Genomic DNA, 16,141 nt, shown 5'->3' with positions numbered 1-16,141 from the left:
GAGACAAAGAATAATACTAGATAAAGTTCTTCTAAGTCTGTTTTTAAAAAATAACTGTCTAATTCATTAATAATTAGAAATAGGATTAAAGAAACTATAAGAATCAGCCAACTTCTTTGCATGATTATGAATGGGAGAAAATGACAAGTAACGCATGGCTAAGAAACGTTGGGGAGTTTGAAACACTGCCCTTTCAGTTTAGCACTTAGCCAAGTCAAATATTTTTATAATTTACTTTACTTTTTTACATTATCAAAATTTTGGATTGGCGGACTGCCCAAAAGCTCTGGACTTCCGAATACCACCAAACCCCTATGTTTTCTTAGCCCATGTTAGCGGTATTATTTAACCTTATAAGTCTTATTCATTTCAATAAATCGGGCGGTCATAAGCTGTAGCAAATATTGACCTTCTAATTCTGTTTGATATTGGGCACTTTGATCAATTGAAAAAGATTGATTTTCATTAATCTTATGATTCATATGATAGATTGAATAGAGCTTTTTTCTCGTGCTAATTAATTTGACTTTCGTTAACCTATTGTTGAGTAGAATGTCAAGTTCTTCAAACCCGATTGGTGAGTGATTGAATCGAAAGCCCTTAGTTCCTTCTCCTGCATTTGAAAAAGTGAAATTCAACTTTGATTTATCTTCAAAAAGCATAATCAAAGAATCTCCTTTTGCTAACGTTATATCTTCATTTCTCGAAGTAAATGAGGCATAGACATAGCCATTATGATTCACTAATGATAATCCTAAATACTCATGTGCTAAAGTTGCTTGGTCAAGGTAAAGTTTGAAGTATTCAGATTCTTCAGATGCTACTTTTGTGATTTTTATCGTTTTTGCATCTGTAAATTCATCTTCTTGATAACTAACTTCAGTTTGTTCAAGCTTCGGTCTATTTTGTTCAAGGAGCTTCAAGTTTAACGCATTATCGTCCTCGATTTTGTGAACAAAAAGAAGTTCATCATTCAAACCAATTCTTGTTTCCTTTTTTATTAAGAAATTATCTATTCTTCCACCATATGGAAGATTCACATACAGAAGTCCACTGCCATGAATTTTTGAACCTAAAATGAATAGGGTTTGATTGGCTTTAAAATACTCTCCCTCATTAACCTTAATTTCCGAAAGTTCAAATTGATCAGTTTCTGGAATGTCTTTACTTAATAGTTTAGAGTAATTATTTTTATTTAGGCAAACCAATTCCTGACCTTCTTTTACCTTTAGTTTTTCAACAGGCTTTTCAGGAGTTTTTTTGCCTTTTGATTTGAATAATCCGAATATGCTCATTCTGAAAGTATGTTACCGCTAACGCTAAATGTATGAATCGTAGCTTTGGACTGTGCGTTTGCCTTGTGTGGCTATGATTTCATACATAATGTTGCCAGTAGTTATTTAATTTTCAATAGTTGTTTTCTGTCATCTGCTGCTACAATTAATTCCCCCGTTTCTGTTAATAGTTCAGGATGAGAAGTCTCGAGTTCCTCAGTTTGAACAATTTTACCACTGGTATCAATCCTACCAAGTCTACATGGTGTAGAACCTTTGTCAGTTTTATAAGCAACACCATTTTTTGACCAAGTGAACGTATGTACATAATCAGAGTCTATTGCTTTTTCAAAAGTAGATTCATCTAAAGATTTCATTACACGTACTGTGAAGATTTCAAAAACGTACTTTTTACAATACTCACTTGACGTAGTCCAGAAATAAGCAAATAGTTGATTATTTATCTTTTTAATTACAGTATCATTAAAGTTGTGGAGTTTCTTGAGCGGAATATCCAGTTCAATAAATTCCATATTTTTTCTATTCCTAGCAATTCTCAAAATTGTTGGAGTGTCTTTAGCAATGCTTCCAATTCCAGAAATAAAAATGTCCTTGTCTGTTAATTCTATGTCGAAGTTTTGTGATAAATGGGAGTGCTGATTGCTTACTGAATATTCGAACGTAGGTATTTCAAGTTGAGAGCTTTGAGCAATCCCAATAAATGAGTTTTTCCCTTTGTTTCCAGTTTGGCTGATATAATTCAATTCTCTAAGAGCAACCCAAGTTCGTTCTCCGTTATGAATTTTACTTTTAATTCCCTTAATATCTGACTTTTCCCATTTATCAATTAGCTCCAACTTAAAAGTACCTGACTTTTCTTTGAGTTCATACCACAGAGTGTTAAAACCTTGATATTTCTTACTTTCAAGTGGGAACGTTTCTGTCGTAATTACAGAAATCAGGATTTTTGAGTTTTCCTCATCAATATGAAATTCCTCATCCCACATTTGTATACCTGTAAAGTCATGTTCACTTATTTCTTGCAGTTGGTTGTCGAGTACGGTCAATGTTCTTCCCCCATAAATCCCGCTTATGACTAAAAAGTAGTTTTTGTATTTAACAGTATCCACTAAAAGATCTGGACTCATTTTGTGTTTTTTTTGAATTACTGGCAACGCTAAGCTAAAATGCGTTTGCCACATTTAGCTGACGAAGTACTAAAGTAGCAAAGCCAAACCGTAACTACAATTACAAAGCAGTAAAAGGAGAGAATCAATTTGTCTGCCTTCGCTTTGAATAAAACTAAATGATTGGCTTTGTGGCTATTTCCTAAGCACTTTGCTAGAAGCAGTAAGCAAATGCATTTTTAGCAGATGTTAGAGAGAGTCTTGTCCTATTTTTAGGGTCTGCGCAATATTGACGTATTTGCAAAACAGGCTGTCAAAATCCTCCTGATTGGACAGAAACATTAAACTGTATGTTAAATTGTTCGAAATTCCGAACATCCTTAAAACCTGTTCATTCCCGTATGTATAAATGTTATACTTATATTCTACGTCATTTATCATAGTCTTTCCTTGGGTGACCATGGAAAAATCGTCAAAGTCCCTTTCATATTCTTCTTGGTCCCAATAAGTCCCATTTTTATAGAACTCATTTAGCCTATAATTCATACTATTTTGTTCAATTGTCAACCCGAAAGACTCTATATAATTGTCAAGTTCAGTCGGTTTGACAGAAGCTAAACTCAAGTCGCCATAATTTTTATAAACAGCATATTCTGCAGGTAAATTAACTGAATACTCTAACAAACTGTCCTTAACAATTTGCTGTAATTCAACGTCTGGACAGCTACCATTTAATTGACTTTTATAATTGTCACCGTCTGTGCAGGCTATTAAGTTCAAAAAAAAGAAGAAGCAAATAATTCGTCTCATAAGTGATTGGTGCCGTGATAATTCTCTCTAACAATTGTGCAAACGCTATTATTGCGTTTATATATTATTGGCACTAATCTAACGGATTTATTATTGTATTCATATAGGTGCTTACAAAAGTTGTTTATATGCAACATTAGGTGATAAAATATCTATTATGTAAGTCATTACAATTCAAAAAATAAAGCTGAGCTTAAGGTTTTGGTTGTATTTGAACTGATGCAATAAATGTAATTAAAATCCTACAAGAATGAAAATGGTAGTCTATAACAAAAAAGACTGTATGCAAAACACGATTGCATATTTCTTAATTTGTGAAACACCCCCCTTTTAGCAGCCACAAACGAAAGGGCTATACTTAATGAATTACATAAAATAAAAAACCCGCAAGGAGTTTAAGCTTGCGGGTTTAAATATCTTAAGATCAAAAATTACTATTCTTTATGCATCCACTCTTTCTTGGCCATTAACTCTCCGTCTGTTTCCTCATTATCTGGATCATCTACACAGCAATCAACCGGACAAACGGCAGCACATTGTGGTTCTTCATGAAACCCAGTGCACTCTGTGCATTTCCCTGTTACGATATAGTAAAATTCATCTGAAATCGGTTCTTGCATTTCATCTGCATCTACCTCAGATCCATCTATTAACTTCGCTTTGCCTGATAAAGAAGTACCACCAGACCAATTCCATTCTACTCCACCTTCATATATAGCTGTATTAGGGCACTCTGGTTCGCATGCGCCACAATTAATACACTCGTCTGTTATCATTATTGCCATAACTGAAAAAATTTAAGCTTTTCGCTAATTTAGTTAGTATAACAACAAAATTACAAAGAATAAGTTTGAACGGACAATACTTAAGTAAAAATAAATTGAAGAAAGCACTAATTTAAACAGGTTCTACATTGTTTCTTATTGGCAAATCACGATGAGATGTGAAAAATCATCTTACGAAATAATTATATAAACCCCTAGAAAAAAGATGAAACCCAGATACAAAATCGGATGTAGTTTCCTTCTTAAGATGATATCATAGATAAAAATAGATATCCACAACCCTATCCAAATAGGAAATGCGAAAACCATAGGATTTAGATCTAAATTGCCACAAAAGCGACTTAGAATTGGTTCCATACAAAACAATAAACCTACAAAAATAAGATATTGGTGGAGTAGTTTATTATACCGCTTGAGATAAGCAAATATTAACATGACAGCAAATACCGGGACAAATATTCTATTGGCCTTCCCGAAGAATGGTAGTTCATTGAAATCAGGCCCCAAGTAAGCCAAATAGTTAATGCTTAGCAGCATTAGAATGGCGATAAAAAAGCCTACGATTCCTAACTTCTTGTGCTGTGCAATATTCATTTTCCGAACGTGATTAGTTTGGATGATCAGGATGATGGTCCAGGCAAACATGATTAAGCCATGGATAATCATGATCGGATCGCTATTACTTGGTTGCCCTACATCTGTTAGTAAATTATCTGAAAAGGCAATCACACTTAAGATAAAAATTGTGATGCTTAAGCCAAAGAAGTAGTTTTTAGTATAGAAATTCTTTTTCATATCAGGTTGGTTTAGTTTTAATCTTTTGTGGTCAGTCTTAAAAATCGAGCTGCATTGTTATAGAAAATGTCTGCTTTTTGCGCTAAGGAGAGAAAATAAGCTTCGTTAATAATGTCTATACTCCTTCCAATAAGCCCCGGCCAAGTCATTGAATCCGAGCCAAACATAATACGTTTACCATATCCTGCCGCTACAAGCTTTTTCAGATGATACTCATAAAAATAGGCCTTAGGATAAGTCCACATTATTCCACCCAAGTCAATATATAATTGTGGGTAGGTGTACATCATGGCAATCATCTCATCAATAAAGGGTTCTCCATAATGCATGACTGACATCCTGAGGGAAGGAAACTTGTTCAATACCTCTTCTAATTGAAGCGGATTTGAAAACTTTAGGCGGTACTTTGGAAAACCTAGATATGGCGCACCTGGAGGTCCTGACCCCAAATGAATGGCCACCGGAATATCGAGTTTAACTGCCAACTGCCAATATTTATCCATGCGAGGATCATTCGGAGCAATGCCGTGATATTGATTCCCGATTTCCCCAATTACTTCTATGTCAAAGGTTTTAATCAGTGCTTCAAGACTGTCAACATGCATTTCATCTGCAGGGAGGCTAAATTTTAAGCTGGGAATAAACCTATCTGGAGCAGCTTCAAGCCACTGAGGAAGAAAATCAATCTCACCGCTCAAAACACCCACAACATTATACCTTTCTAGCTGTTCTACAGTTTGCATAATCAATTCTTCATCAGTCTCAGGAGACCATAAAGGATCCTCACAATCAGGATTCTTAGATTTTTTCACCACTACATCAGCCCATTGATCTTTAGGGTCATAGTGCTGAATCATGCTAGATACTGGAACACAAAAAGCGGCTGGCGGTGGGCCATTATCTTCGGCATGGAATGCATGCAGATGAACATCTATTATGGGGCCTTTATAAGACACATTATGTTGAATTTCATTTTCTGTTTGTCCGCTGGCTACAGTTTTACTCAGAAGTAAAACAATGGCTAAAGCAGCATATATTCTTCTCATATTTTTCATGCTTTTACTATTTGATATTCATTATTCTAGCAGTGCCAAACAACTTTTGAATCAAACCGCAAATTCTTCCCTGGTTCCAATTCCGTCTTATTTATTAAGTCGCTCATAATGCTTTTAAAATGGGTCTTAGATAGTCTGCAAGCAATTGTAAAAGCCGACTTAATACAAGCATATTAAAAACGAAGAGAAGGATTCCAATCCAGCTTGCTTTGAATAAACGCCTATAAATCAAAAGATCGTAAACTACAATGAGTAATAGGGGAAGAAAGAAAATAATTAAAAATTCATTAAACATCTCTACACCAATAAACTTGTAAAATCGATTGATTCCTGCCCCACTAAGAATCACTATACTCATTAAATAATATCGTTTATGATGATGGGCGCGATATCGGTAAATGTAGCCAAGCAGAACATAAATCAGTCCTATTGTAAAGAGGCCAATTTCAAATCCTTGTATTGAAAACGGTACTTTTTCAAAAGAAATTGGATCTCGCAAAAGGACCGTGTAAATACTACTTATAAAAACCAAAATCATAATTGGAACCGAATAGCTGCCTAACTTCATGTGTGCATTTTTCCTACCTGCAGCAATCAGTATTACTTGTAAAAAAAACATTGCATACCAGATACCTCCCAAAAGCCCATGAACTATAACTCTAAAGGGCAAAACACCTTCAGCCGATAACCTATTCGCAGTTGAATAGCCAAAACCTAATAGTGCTGTAACTAAATAATAGCTTCCTACTATTGGGAAAAAATAGTGATCAATTCTTTTTGTTGGAATAATTCCTTTCATGGATTTATTTTTATCGTTTTTATACAGAAGTAAATAATTGGCAATTCCTCATTCATAGTTGTTCAAAGATCAATTAAATGTCAAATCTTCTGCTTTTCTTAAAGGCTGCCATTTTTTATAAGTCAATGATCGCCACAGCCATTCTGCAGGTCCGTATTTAAATTTGGATAGCCACCAATGGCTGAAAATGAATTGGATAATCATGATACTAAAGCCAATAATGGTGAATAAAATAGGCCCGACCGCTCCAAATAGACCAAATCCATAGCTCATAAACACCAAACCACTTAAAATACTTTGCATCAGATAGTTGGTTAGCGCCATCCTTCCATATGGAGCAAAGAAACTTAGCTTAGACTTAAATGCAGGCTTTTGAAAAAGTATGAGTAAACCAACCGCATAAAATATACCTAGTGCGGGCACACCAAAGGCGTACACCAAAGGCTGCACAATGCCACTAGGCTCCAACATATAGTAAGCATCGGTAGTCATCATTTGAGCCAAGATGATATTCGAAGGAATCCCAATTACTGCAGTCCATAGTAGAATCTTTTTATAAAAATCCTTCCGCTCTTCCCTATATTCAAACAATCTGCTTTTAGCTATGTAGAAGCCCAACAAAAACATAGCTAGCACTTTGAAAAAGCGGCCGGTAAAAATTAGGTCAGGATATCTTCCGAAGATTGTACCGCCAATATTATTAAAAAGAATATCACTGAAATTTCCTGTACTGTAAGCCAGAATCAATTGCTCAAAGAATGCCCTATCGCCTGAAAGATCAACTGGAGGTGCTCCTTGGGCATTCCACCAAAGAAAAGCGTATTGCAAAACAGGTAAACAAAGTAAAATCAGGGCAGACCTGAAAAGGAATTTAGCAGATTTCTTTCGAAATAATAGTAAAAGAAAGCCTGTTAGGGCATACATGCTCAGAATATCGCCTACAAAAAAGAGAAATGCATGCAAGAGTCCGAATAGAAATAATATCAGTAAACGTCTGCTATATCTCCCCATAAATGGCTCTTCCCTTTCTATAGATCGCTGCATTTGCAATGCAAACCCTATCCCAAAAAGCATTGAAAAGATGGAGTAAAATTTACCATCCGAAAAGAAATGAATCACCCACATTAGGGAATTACCAGCATCGGCAAATTGCAAGCCTGCCTGCATTTCCGGACTTAGAAACCAATAGCCGGAATGAAAGGCCATATTGGCAATCAAAACTCCACATAAGGCGAAGCCACGTAGTACATCTAAAAAAAGAAAGCGTTCGTTGGGTTGAGTAGGCTGCATAGTTTTTGAGTTTAATTTTATATCAATTATTAAGGTTTATTTTCCTAAGCTTGCGTTTCAACCGAATGGCAAAAAAAGTAGGGATAAGGGCAATGAAAAGACCGATTAGCAATCCTTTGATGGTAAACTTCATCGTCATATTAGTATCAATATCGTGTCGATGATTCCATAATTCAACGATTTTACCGTCTTGGAAACGGAAGACATTGATAATGGGAATAGTACCTGAACCGTACATGATTCGCCCTATAAGAGTTTCAGGCTGATAAGTGGCTTCCCATCGTGTAGCCACTAAATCGCCTTCTGCAATTTGATAATTAATCTTTGCATCCCACTTCCCATTCGCCCAAAACCGATCTGCGATAATCTTCTGCTCAATAGCTGGTTCGCTAACTCCTTTCCTTTCACCAATATCGTGTGCCACATAAGTATCTGCTACATAATCTTTATAATTATCCGTATTATTAGTAAACCAGAGGTCGTTATAAAATCCTGTCGCAAGTTTTTTATTTCGTTCTTCTAATTCTTTTTGATTAATGAGTCGAACTGTATCAGTTTGAGACTTAAGTGGAAATGACATTCCTATCATAAGGAATAAAAGCATTAAATTTTTCATGAGTCTTAAAGTTTAGTTTATTGCTTACTTTACTTGAGCAGAAGCTACCTCTCGATGTAGTCGCCAAATACCCTCTTTATCCTTTTTTAAAATTACCAGGTAAGTATTGGTGAGTAGTTCTTCTTCACCCTCTTCATCGGTATAATACACTTTGCTTGTTCCGTAATCATAGGCCACTGAATCACTAACAATAACAGTTTCTTTTGGGCTCATTAAAATGCGATCGTATGGAAAGGCCCCTCTCTCCTGCCCTAGTAGGTACATTTTTAACCAAGCCTCAGCACCAGGTCCGACATTCTCCATATCAGCTGTTGATAAGTTGGCAAGATCTTGATAGCGATGTTCTTTAATAGCCAACATGAACGCATCGCGTGTTTCTTTAATTTTAGCTAATTCTTCAACGGTATTCTGAGCAAAGCCGGTAAAGCAGTAGCTAATCAGCAATAGGGTCAATAAAGTTTTCATAGGTTTTTATTTTGTTTTGATGTACACAAGTTCATCAGTCCTTAAATAAAAGGCTATTAGATATGTCCCAAAAACTATAAGAAATGTAACAAATGCTCTTAAACTAATTTTAAGAGGGTTGTTTCTCAAATTGTGAAGGTGTTACGCCATACTTTTCCTTAAAGCATTGCGAGAAATAGGATAGGCTATTAAAACCAGCACTATAAGCAGCATCTGCCACGCTAATTCCATTCGTTGCAAGAAATTGCGCTGCCCGTTGAAGCCTTAAATCGCGAACAAATTCGCTAGCGGAGAAATTAGTAAGTGCTTTAAGTTTTCTATGTAATTGCATCCTGCTCATGCCCACTTCTTTTTGCAGTTTTTCAACTGTGAATTCAGCATCACCAATATGTTGTTCTACTATACTCAGGATTTTATGCAAAAAAGCCTCGTTAGGATCCTCAATCTCGACCTGTGAAGGAGTAATTGTAATAATTTTACTGTAAGTAGTTCGCAATTTTTCACGTTGCTTTATTAGATTTTCCATGCGAACCAGCAATTCCTCCGTGTTAAATGGTTTAGTTAAATAATCATCAGCTCCTGTTTTCAATCCATCAATTTTACTTATCAAATCAGCTTTGGCGGTAAGCATAATGATTGGAATATGGCTGGTTTTTTCTTCTGTCTTTAATTTTTCACAAAATTCTCGCCCGTCCATTTCCGGCATCATCCAATCAGAAATTATGATATCGGGTATTAATTCCATTGCCATTTTCAGCCCTTTTGATCCGTTAGGCGCTTGCTCCAATTGATAGAGCCCGCTTAAAAGTGCTACGATATGCGCTCTAAGATCAGGATTATCTTCTACGACAAGAGCAATTGGCAAATCCGATTGAACATCCGCTTGCATAGTATGTGCCTTACTTTCACTAGAATAAGAAGGCTTTCCATTCATTGGGACTTCTTTGATCAACTGCTCAGAAGCATAAGCATTGGCGGAAATCGGGATTTTTACTGTAAAAGTACTGCCTTGCCCAGGCGCACTTTCTATTGTAATACTTCCGTGGTGCAGTAAGACCAACTCTTTAGTAAGAGTTAAGCCTATTCCCGAACCTTCTTGATGTCTACTTTCAGTCTCTTGATGAAAACGATCAAATATTTTTTCTTGTTCTTCTGCCGAAATACCTAAGCCGGAATCTCTTACTGAGATTTGCATAAATGTATTTTCTTGCTTGACCTCTAGTTCCACCATCCCTCCTTCGGGCGTAAATTTGAATGCATTAGACAATAAATTATTCAGAATTTTCTGAAGATTATCCTGATCGAAATAGGCAGACTTCGGTGCATCCTTCAATTTGGTTTTAAATCTAATATTCTTTGAATCCGCAAATGATTCAAATGAAGCAATACAAGTCTTAAAAAATTCAGATGACTCATATTCAGATACCATCAACTTCAGTTTACCGGCCTCCAATTTTGAAAGGTCAAGTAACTGATTAGTCAGTTCCAACAATCTTTTACCATTTCTTTGTACTAGGAGCAAATCATTTCGGATCGCTAAATCTTGTTGACTTTTCAAGACTTTTTCAATTGGGTTTAGAATGAGGGTAAGTGGTGTTCTAAACTCATGAGATATGTTGGTAAAAAAGTTGGTTTTTAACTGATCAAGTTCCTGCAGCTTTTTATTTGCCTTTACTTTTACCTGCACTCTGTTATAAGTAACAGCTACCAAGATGGCTAAAATAAAGGCTATTATAATGACAAAATTTCGAAAGTTAGTTTGCTGCAAAACATTAAGATTTGCAATTTCATTTTCAGCACTTAAAAGGTCAATTTCCTGCTGCTTTTGCCGATTCTCAAATTGAGCTTCCATTTCCGCAATCTGCTCCGATTTCTGTTGATTGAGCAAACTGTCACTCAACTGTTTGTACAACTCATGATAATTTAATGCTTTTTCAAACTGCCCCTTACTTTTATAAAGGGTACTTAAGGTCAGCGCAATGTCATCTTTAATGGTTAGTAAGTCGTGATTGTCGGCAATTTCAACTGCCTGGAGCAAGGCTGCTTCACTTTCTACTTCTTTGCCCATGGCCAAATAAACTCTAGCTATGCCATGCAAACTGTTACACCAACCCGTAAAATGCTCTATTTCCTTTTGGATATCCAAGCTTTCCTGATAAGTCGACAAAGCTTTTATATATTCTTGTTGATCAAAATATACTGAGGCAACACTGGTTAATACTTCTGAATAATGTTGTCGCTCATCTATGGATTTATAAGAATTCATAGCCTTTTGATAGTAGTCTAATGCCTCCTCTAAGTTGCCATCTGCTTTTTCTAAAGAACCCAGATGTTGATAAATGAAAGCTAGTGCATACCAGTTTTTAGAAGCATTAGTCATTTCTTTTGCCTCTAGTAAATAAGATTTTGCTTTAGCTCCATCATTTAACTCAATATGTACTAAACCAATATTTACCAAAGCAACCTCTTTAATCGATGGAGGTCCAATATCTGCCGCTTTTTGATAATACTTCAATGCCGCCTGTAAATCTCCCTGGGCCAGACTTATATTGCCCATGTTATTATTTGCACTGGCGGCTGTACGAATATTTTTCGCAGCCAAAGCAATTTCTTCTGCCTTCTGGAATTCGATAATGGCTTCCTGCCATTTACTCAGTTGATTATAGGTATTTCCAATGCCAATATAGGCATCCAGCAAACCAAGCGTATAATTGACAGACTCCGAAAGCATCTTAGCTTTCTTGAAGTAATAAAAAGCAGAGTCGTTAGTGCTCCTCAAGCGGTAGATATAGCCTAAAGAATTGTAGGCTTCTATTTCTCCTTTTACAAAATTGATTTCCTTGCTCAATTCTATTGCATTTTTTGTAAAAAGAATTACTTCTGCAGGATCAGTATAGTATAAATCAGTATAAAAGAATTGGAGGTAAGTATTTACCTTATTTGAATCATTTCCCTGAGTTTTGAGCACTTGGCGAAGGGAATCTATAGCAGTTTGAGCCACAGAAAAGTAGATCAGAACCCCATTAAGGATAAATAAGAGTATAGTTTTTTTCACAAAATTGGTGATTACCCTTATGAAATTATAAATATTATTTGATTATTACAATATTAAAACATTGGAAATATGTAATGAATGCTGTCTCCTCTATTGTCATCTTCAGATCCAAATTACTTTGAATTGATGGGAACAAACAGAATTTTTGAAATTCTCATATTATGACCTTATTATTTCGTTAGAAAACGGAAAAAAAGAAGGCAAATCAAACTCATGCTATAACAAATGAGTATAATGAAGCAGATCCTCATTTTCTATGATAAAAAACTACTACCAACAGATTCTAAATTTTCTTAAAAGCCCTGATTTCCTTAAATCTATAATAGTCACTTTTGGTATCGTATTACCCTTAATAATTGGAATCCAAATTGATCAAATCTCCTATCTACTTAGCATTTCCATAGGTGTTTTTCTTACTTCAGGAAGTGATGTTCCCGGTAGCCGAAAACATAAAAGCATTGGAATTTTAATTGCTACATTAATTGCATTATTAACCACCATAGCCATTACCTATGTAGCTCCAAACCCTTATTTGTTGGTACCAACAATGTCACTTCTTATTTTCGGTATATCCTTTATTTCGGTTTATGGTTTTAGAGCTTCCTTAATTTCTTTTTCAGGCTTATTAGCTATCGTATTAAGCTTTGCACATCCGCAAGTTGGCCAAGAAATCTTAATTCAAGGATTATTCATTGCAATTGGAGGCTTTTGGTATTTATTTTTATCGGCTATATTTCATCCATTACTCCAAAAACGTCAAATCAATAAAGAACTTAGTTCATGCCTACAGTTTACAGCTCAATACATTCGAATCAGGGGAAATTTAGCTATAGGAGAAGGCAAGGCTGAAGAATTAAAAAAAGAACTATTTGAGCTGCAAACCACTATAAACGCCACTCACGAAACTCTGCGAGAACTTTTATTGACCGAAAGGCAGAGCTCTGGTTTTTCAAATTATAAGAGAAAACAATTATTGATCTTCATTGAATTAATTGACATTCTAGAACTCTCAATGGCAAACCCAGCTAATTATGAAAAAATAAATAGTCTATTTCTAGAAAAACCACAATATGTTCGCCCATTTATAGATTTAGTATTTCAATTATCAGATAGATTGGACCAAATGGCTATTGCGATGTTAGAAAACAAAAAACTCTCGCATAAAATAGACTTTAACATCCTGATCCAATTATGTGAAAAAACTATTCAAACTTATAAAAATGATATTGGATTACCAGAAGCTAGAGAGGGTGCTCTTTTGCTTAGAAATTTACTTGAATATGAAGAAAACCAAATTCAAAAAATTGATTCCATTGAAAGGGTATTTTATGATCTCGAAAACCAAAAAAATATTGGAATTAGAAGTAAAGAGGGAAAGCAGTTTATCACTCAGCAAGATTACGATCTAAATATACTAAGTGAGAATTTTAGTTTCAAGTCACCTATTTTAAAGCACAGCGCTCGTCTCACTATTGCTATGCTTTTAGCGTACACAATCGGGACTTTATTTTCACTACAAAATACTTATTGGATATTATTAACGATTGTGGTAATAATGAGGCCCGGTTATACCCTAACCAAAAAAAGATCAAAACATCGATTATACGGCACATTAATTGGAGCATCAATTGCAAGCCTCATAGTTTTAATCAATCAAAACACTTATTTATTTGCCTTTTTGGCAATTGTTTCACTAACTCTTGCGCTTAGCTTTATCCAAAAAAACTACAAAACCGCCTCCGTTTTTATTACAACCAGTATCGTTTTTATTTACACTCTCATAAACCCAGACGCATTTGAGGTTATACAATATAGAGTGGTAGATACAATAATAGGAGCAGCTATTGCATTTGGAGCCGGTACTTTACTATGGCCTACATGGGAATCAGAAAGTATACAAAACACCATATTAAAAGTATTAAGAGCTAATAGAAAATATCTCGCCCAAATTGATCGGTATTACCATGAAAACAGTGGCCTTACAGATTATAAACTAGCTAGAAAGGAAGCCTTTTTAGAAATGGGGAATTTAAATGCAGCATTTCAGCGATTAAGCCAAGAACCCAAATCCCAGCAACATCATGTGGGCAAAATAAATGAGATTGTTAGTATAAATCAAACACTCCTTGCTGCAATGGCCTCCTTAGGAACCTATTTAATTAATCATAAAGAGAATGAAGTTTCAAAAGACTTTGAATTTATAATTAAAACTATAGACCTCAACCTTAAACAGGCTATACAGCGCTTACTTAAAAAAGACCAAACAGGCTCTATTTCTGAAGACGAATTAGAGCTTGCACATCAGCATTTAGAAGAAAGATTTGAAAGCTTAGTATCTATTCGAAATCAGGAGTTAGCATTTGAGAAAACAAAGCCAATTGACCCCCAGTTAAGAAAAAGATTGCAGTCTACGCGCTTAATATCAGATCAAATGAAGTGGCTAGTTACTATATCAGGCAATATCAAGAAAGTAATCGAAAGCTTAGAATCGGACTTAGTGAAATAAAGGTCTAGATCCCGCTTATTTTCTGTACTTATCATTTAAGCCTTTCCCTTCTAAAATCAATGGTTTAATCTTATTTCAATTTAAGCCATATAATTATATTAAAATAAAATTACTTGAAGCTACTTCTTTCGGTATTTTATCTGTAGCCCATTTAAAAAGTTCCTTAAATATTGCTCTTGAAAAGGTCGATATTGTTTTTGCTTTGGATTTCTTAAAAAGGCAGTTATCTCATGTGGACTGATTGGTTTTTCAGCTAAATTAAAAATATCCACTATATCTTCTGTTTTTAAAGAAAGAGCTATTTTCAGCTTCTTTAAAATTTCATTATTCTCTAATACTTTTTCTGCTGTGGGTTGAACACCTTCCTTTTTACCTCTATTCTTATTGATTAAGCCATTTAAGAAAGTTGCTAATTGATCATCATGAATATCCTTATATTCTTCATGATCCTCTGCTTTTAACCAGTCGGTTACCAGTGATCGTGTCACCTTATAATCTGCCTGATCAAATATTGAAATCATTTCCTGATCACTGAAATCAAAAGTGAAGCGAAGTCTTTTTAAAATATCGTTATTGGTCATATCTAGCTAAAAATAAAAAAGGCTGTTTCAGTATAAAAAACTAAAACAGCCTGCAATTAAATATTATTAGTTATCTCCTAATTAAGATAAAGCTTTTTTCATGGTTTCACCTATATCAGCTGGTGACTGAACAACGTGGATTCCACATTCGTCCATAATCTTCATTTTTGCTTCAGCAGTATCATCTTTACCACCAATGATAGCGCCTGCGTGGCCCATTCTTCTTCCTGCTGGAGCAGTTTTACCAGCTATAAATCCAACTACAGGCTTTTTATTGCCATTTTCTTTGATCCATCTAGCTGCTTCTGCTTCATAGTTTCCGCCAATCTCACCTATCATCACAATAGCATCCGTTTCATCATCTTCCATCAACATTTTTACCGCCTCTTTAGTTGGGGTACCAATGATTGGATCACCACCAATACCGATAGCAGTAGAAATTCCTAATCCAGCTTTCACAATTTGATCCGCTGCTTCATAAGTTAAAGTACCTGATTTAGATACAATACCTACTCTTCCTTTTTTGAAAACAAAACCAGGCATAATACCAACTTTAGCCTCACCCGGAGTAATAACACCCGGACAGTTAGGGCCAATTAAAGTTAAATCCTTATCTTGAATATAGGTTTTTGCTTTCATCATGTCTTTTACTGGAATACCTTCAGTAATCGTAATGATTACTTTAATTCCAGCATCAGCAGCTTCCATAATTGCGTCAGCAGCAAATGCAGGTGGAACAAATATGATGGATACGTTTGCTCCTGCTTCTTTTACAGCATCTTCAACTGTATTAAAAACTGGTTTACCCAAATGTGTTTGTCCTCCTTTTCCTGGAGTAACCCCTCCTACCACATTAGTGCCATATTCTATCATTTGTTCAGCATGGAAAGTACCTTCTGAACCCGTGAAACCTTGTACAATTACTTTAGAATCTTTATTGACTAAAACGCTCATTATGCTCTGTTTAAAGTTTCTGCAAAAAT

The 16,141-nt window shown here is 35.3% G+C and carries 14 protein-coding genes; 1 reads left to right on the top strand and 13 read right to left on the bottom strand.

Features of this window, described 5'->3' with window-relative positions; genetic code table 11:
* Positions 1-341: 341 nt before the first annotated feature.
* The 11 genes from QYS47_RS07350 to QYS47_RS07300 form a co-directional block, all read right to left on the bottom strand.
* Positions 342-1,295 carry a hypothetical protein gene (locus tag QYS47_RS07350; protein WP_322348213.1) on the bottom strand — a complete coding sequence of 318 codons (954 nt, stop codon included), beginning with the start codon at positions 1,293-1,295 and terminating at the stop codon, positions 342-344.
* Between the two features lie 101 nt (positions 1,296-1,396).
* Positions 1,397-2,422, bottom strand: a complete 1,026-nt coding sequence (locus QYS47_RS07345) for a hypothetical protein (protein ID WP_322348212.1) — start codon at positions 2,420-2,422, stop codon at positions 1,397-1,399.
* A gap of 228 nt (positions 2,423-2,650) precedes the next feature.
* Positions 2,651-3,211 carry a hypothetical protein gene (locus QYS47_RS07340; RefSeq protein ID WP_322348211.1) on the bottom strand — a complete coding sequence of 187 codons (561 nt, stop codon included), beginning with the start codon at positions 3,209-3,211 and terminating at the stop codon, positions 2,651-2,653.
* A gap of 434 nt (positions 3,212-3,645) precedes the next feature.
* Positions 3,646-3,996: a 4Fe-4S binding protein gene (locus tag QYS47_RS07335; protein ID WP_308357177.1), complete on the bottom strand. Its 351-nt coding sequence runs from the start codon at positions 3,994-3,996 to the stop codon at positions 3,646-3,648.
* 171 nt (positions 3,997-4,167) lie between these two features.
* Positions 4,168-4,791, bottom strand: a complete 624-nt coding sequence (locus QYS47_RS07330; RefSeq protein ID WP_322348210.1) for a hypothetical protein — start codon at positions 4,789-4,791, stop codon at positions 4,168-4,170.
* A gap of 17 nt (positions 4,792-4,808) precedes the next feature.
* On the bottom strand, positions 4,809-5,846 hold the full coding sequence (locus tag QYS47_RS07325; protein ID WP_322348209.1) for an amidohydrolase family protein: 1,038 nt from the start codon (positions 5,844-5,846) through the stop codon (positions 4,809-4,811).
* A 103-nt stretch (positions 5,847-5,949) separates the two neighbouring features.
* Positions 5,950-6,645 carry a hypothetical protein gene (locus QYS47_RS07320; RefSeq protein WP_302126712.1) on the bottom strand — a complete coding sequence of 232 codons (696 nt, stop codon included), beginning with the start codon at positions 6,643-6,645 and terminating at the stop codon, positions 5,950-5,952.
* A gap of 69 nt (positions 6,646-6,714) precedes the next feature.
* Positions 6,715-7,935, bottom strand: a complete 1,221-nt coding sequence (locus QYS47_RS07315) for a DUF418 domain-containing protein (protein ID WP_322348208.1) — start codon at positions 7,933-7,935, stop codon at positions 6,715-6,717.
* A 22-nt stretch (positions 7,936-7,957) separates the two neighbouring features.
* A complete protein-coding gene (locus tag QYS47_RS07310) occupies positions 7,958-8,524 on the bottom strand; it encodes a nuclear transport factor 2 family protein (protein WP_322348207.1) in 567 nt (188 codons plus the stop codon).
* Between the two features lie 51 nt (positions 8,525-8,575).
* Positions 8,576-9,016: a YybH family protein gene (locus QYS47_RS07305; protein WP_322348206.1), complete on the bottom strand. Its 441-nt coding sequence runs from the start codon at positions 9,014-9,016 to the stop codon at positions 8,576-8,578.
* 109 nt (positions 9,017-9,125) lie between these two features.
* The gene (locus QYS47_RS07300) at positions 9,126-12,071 is read right to left on the bottom strand and encodes a tetratricopeptide repeat protein (protein WP_322348205.1); all 2,946 of its coding nucleotides are present in this window, start codon (positions 12,069-12,071) and stop codon (positions 9,126-9,128) included.
* Between the two features lie 256 nt (positions 12,072-12,327).
* Here QYS47_RS07300 and QYS47_RS07295 point away from each other — a divergent pair, with 256 nt between their 5' ends.
* Positions 12,328-14,577, top strand: a complete 2,250-nt coding sequence (locus QYS47_RS07295; protein WP_322348204.1) for an FUSC family protein — start codon at positions 12,328-12,330, stop codon at positions 14,575-14,577.
* 119 nt (positions 14,578-14,696) lie between these two features.
* Here QYS47_RS07295 and QYS47_RS07290 read toward each other — a convergent pair whose 3' ends face one another.
* Positions 14,697-15,158 (bottom strand): YehS family protein, encoded by a 462-nt coding sequence (locus QYS47_RS07290; RefSeq protein ID WP_308357179.1) that lies wholly within the window; start codon positions 15,156-15,158, stop codon positions 14,697-14,699.
* Between the two features lie 81 nt (positions 15,159-15,239).
* On the bottom strand, positions 15,240-16,112 hold the full coding sequence (gene sucD / locus QYS47_RS07285) for a succinate--CoA ligase subunit alpha (RefSeq protein WP_302099732.1): 873 nt from the start codon (positions 16,110-16,112) through the stop codon (positions 15,240-15,242).
* Positions 16,113-16,141: the final 29 nt, after the last annotated feature.

The sequence above is a fragment of the Marivirga arenosa genome (assembly GCF_030503875.2).
Classification (GTDB): domain Bacteria; phylum Bacteroidota; class Bacteroidia; order Cytophagales; family Cyclobacteriaceae; genus Marivirga; species Marivirga arenosa.
Note: the sequence above shows the minus strand (reverse complement) of the source record. Positions and strands in the feature narration are given on the sequence as shown.

Coding starts and splice junctions, on each gene's coding strand:
- QYS47_RS07350 (WP_322348213.1), bottom strand. CDS start 1,295: ATGAGCATATTCGGATTATTCAAATCAAAAGGCAAAAAAACTCCTGAA.
- QYS47_RS07345 (WP_322348212.1), bottom strand. CDS start 2,422: ATGAGTCCAGATCTTTTAGTGGATACTGTTAAATACAAAAACTACTTT.
- QYS47_RS07340 (WP_322348211.1), bottom strand. CDS start 3,211: ATGAGACGAATTATTTGCTTCTTCTTTTTTTTGAACTTAATAGCCTGC.
- QYS47_RS07335 (WP_308357177.1), bottom strand. CDS start 3,996: ATGGCAATAATGATAACAGACGAGTGTATTAATTGTGGCGCATGCGAA.
- QYS47_RS07330 (WP_322348210.1), bottom strand. CDS start 4,791: ATGAAAAAGAATTTCTATACTAAAAACTACTTCTTTGGCTTAAGCATC.
- QYS47_RS07325 (WP_322348209.1), bottom strand. CDS start 5,846: ATGAAAAATATGAGAAGAATATATGCTGCTTTAGCCATTGTTTTACTT.
- QYS47_RS07320 (WP_302126712.1), bottom strand. CDS start 6,645: ATGAAAGGAATTATTCCAACAAAAAGAATTGATCACTATTTTTTCCCA.
- QYS47_RS07315 (WP_322348208.1), bottom strand. CDS start 7,935: ATGCAGCCTACTCAACCCAACGAACGCTTTCTTTTTTTAGATGTACTA.
- QYS47_RS07310 (WP_322348207.1), bottom strand. CDS start 8,524: ATGATAGGAATGTCATTTCCACTTAAGTCTCAAACTGATACAGTTCGA.
- QYS47_RS07305 (WP_322348206.1), bottom strand. CDS start 9,016: ATGAAAACTTTATTGACCCTATTGCTGATTAGCTACTGCTTTACCGGC.
- QYS47_RS07295 (WP_322348204.1), top strand. CDS start 12,328: ATGATAAAAAACTACTACCAACAGATTCTAAATTTTCTTAAAAGCCCT.
- QYS47_RS07290 (WP_308357179.1), bottom strand. CDS start 15,158: ATGACCAATAACGATATTTTAAAAAGACTTCGCTTCACTTTTGATTTC.
- sucD (WP_302099732.1), bottom strand. CDS start 16,112: ATGAGCGTTTTAGTCAATAAAGATTCTAAAGTAATTGTACAAGGTTTC.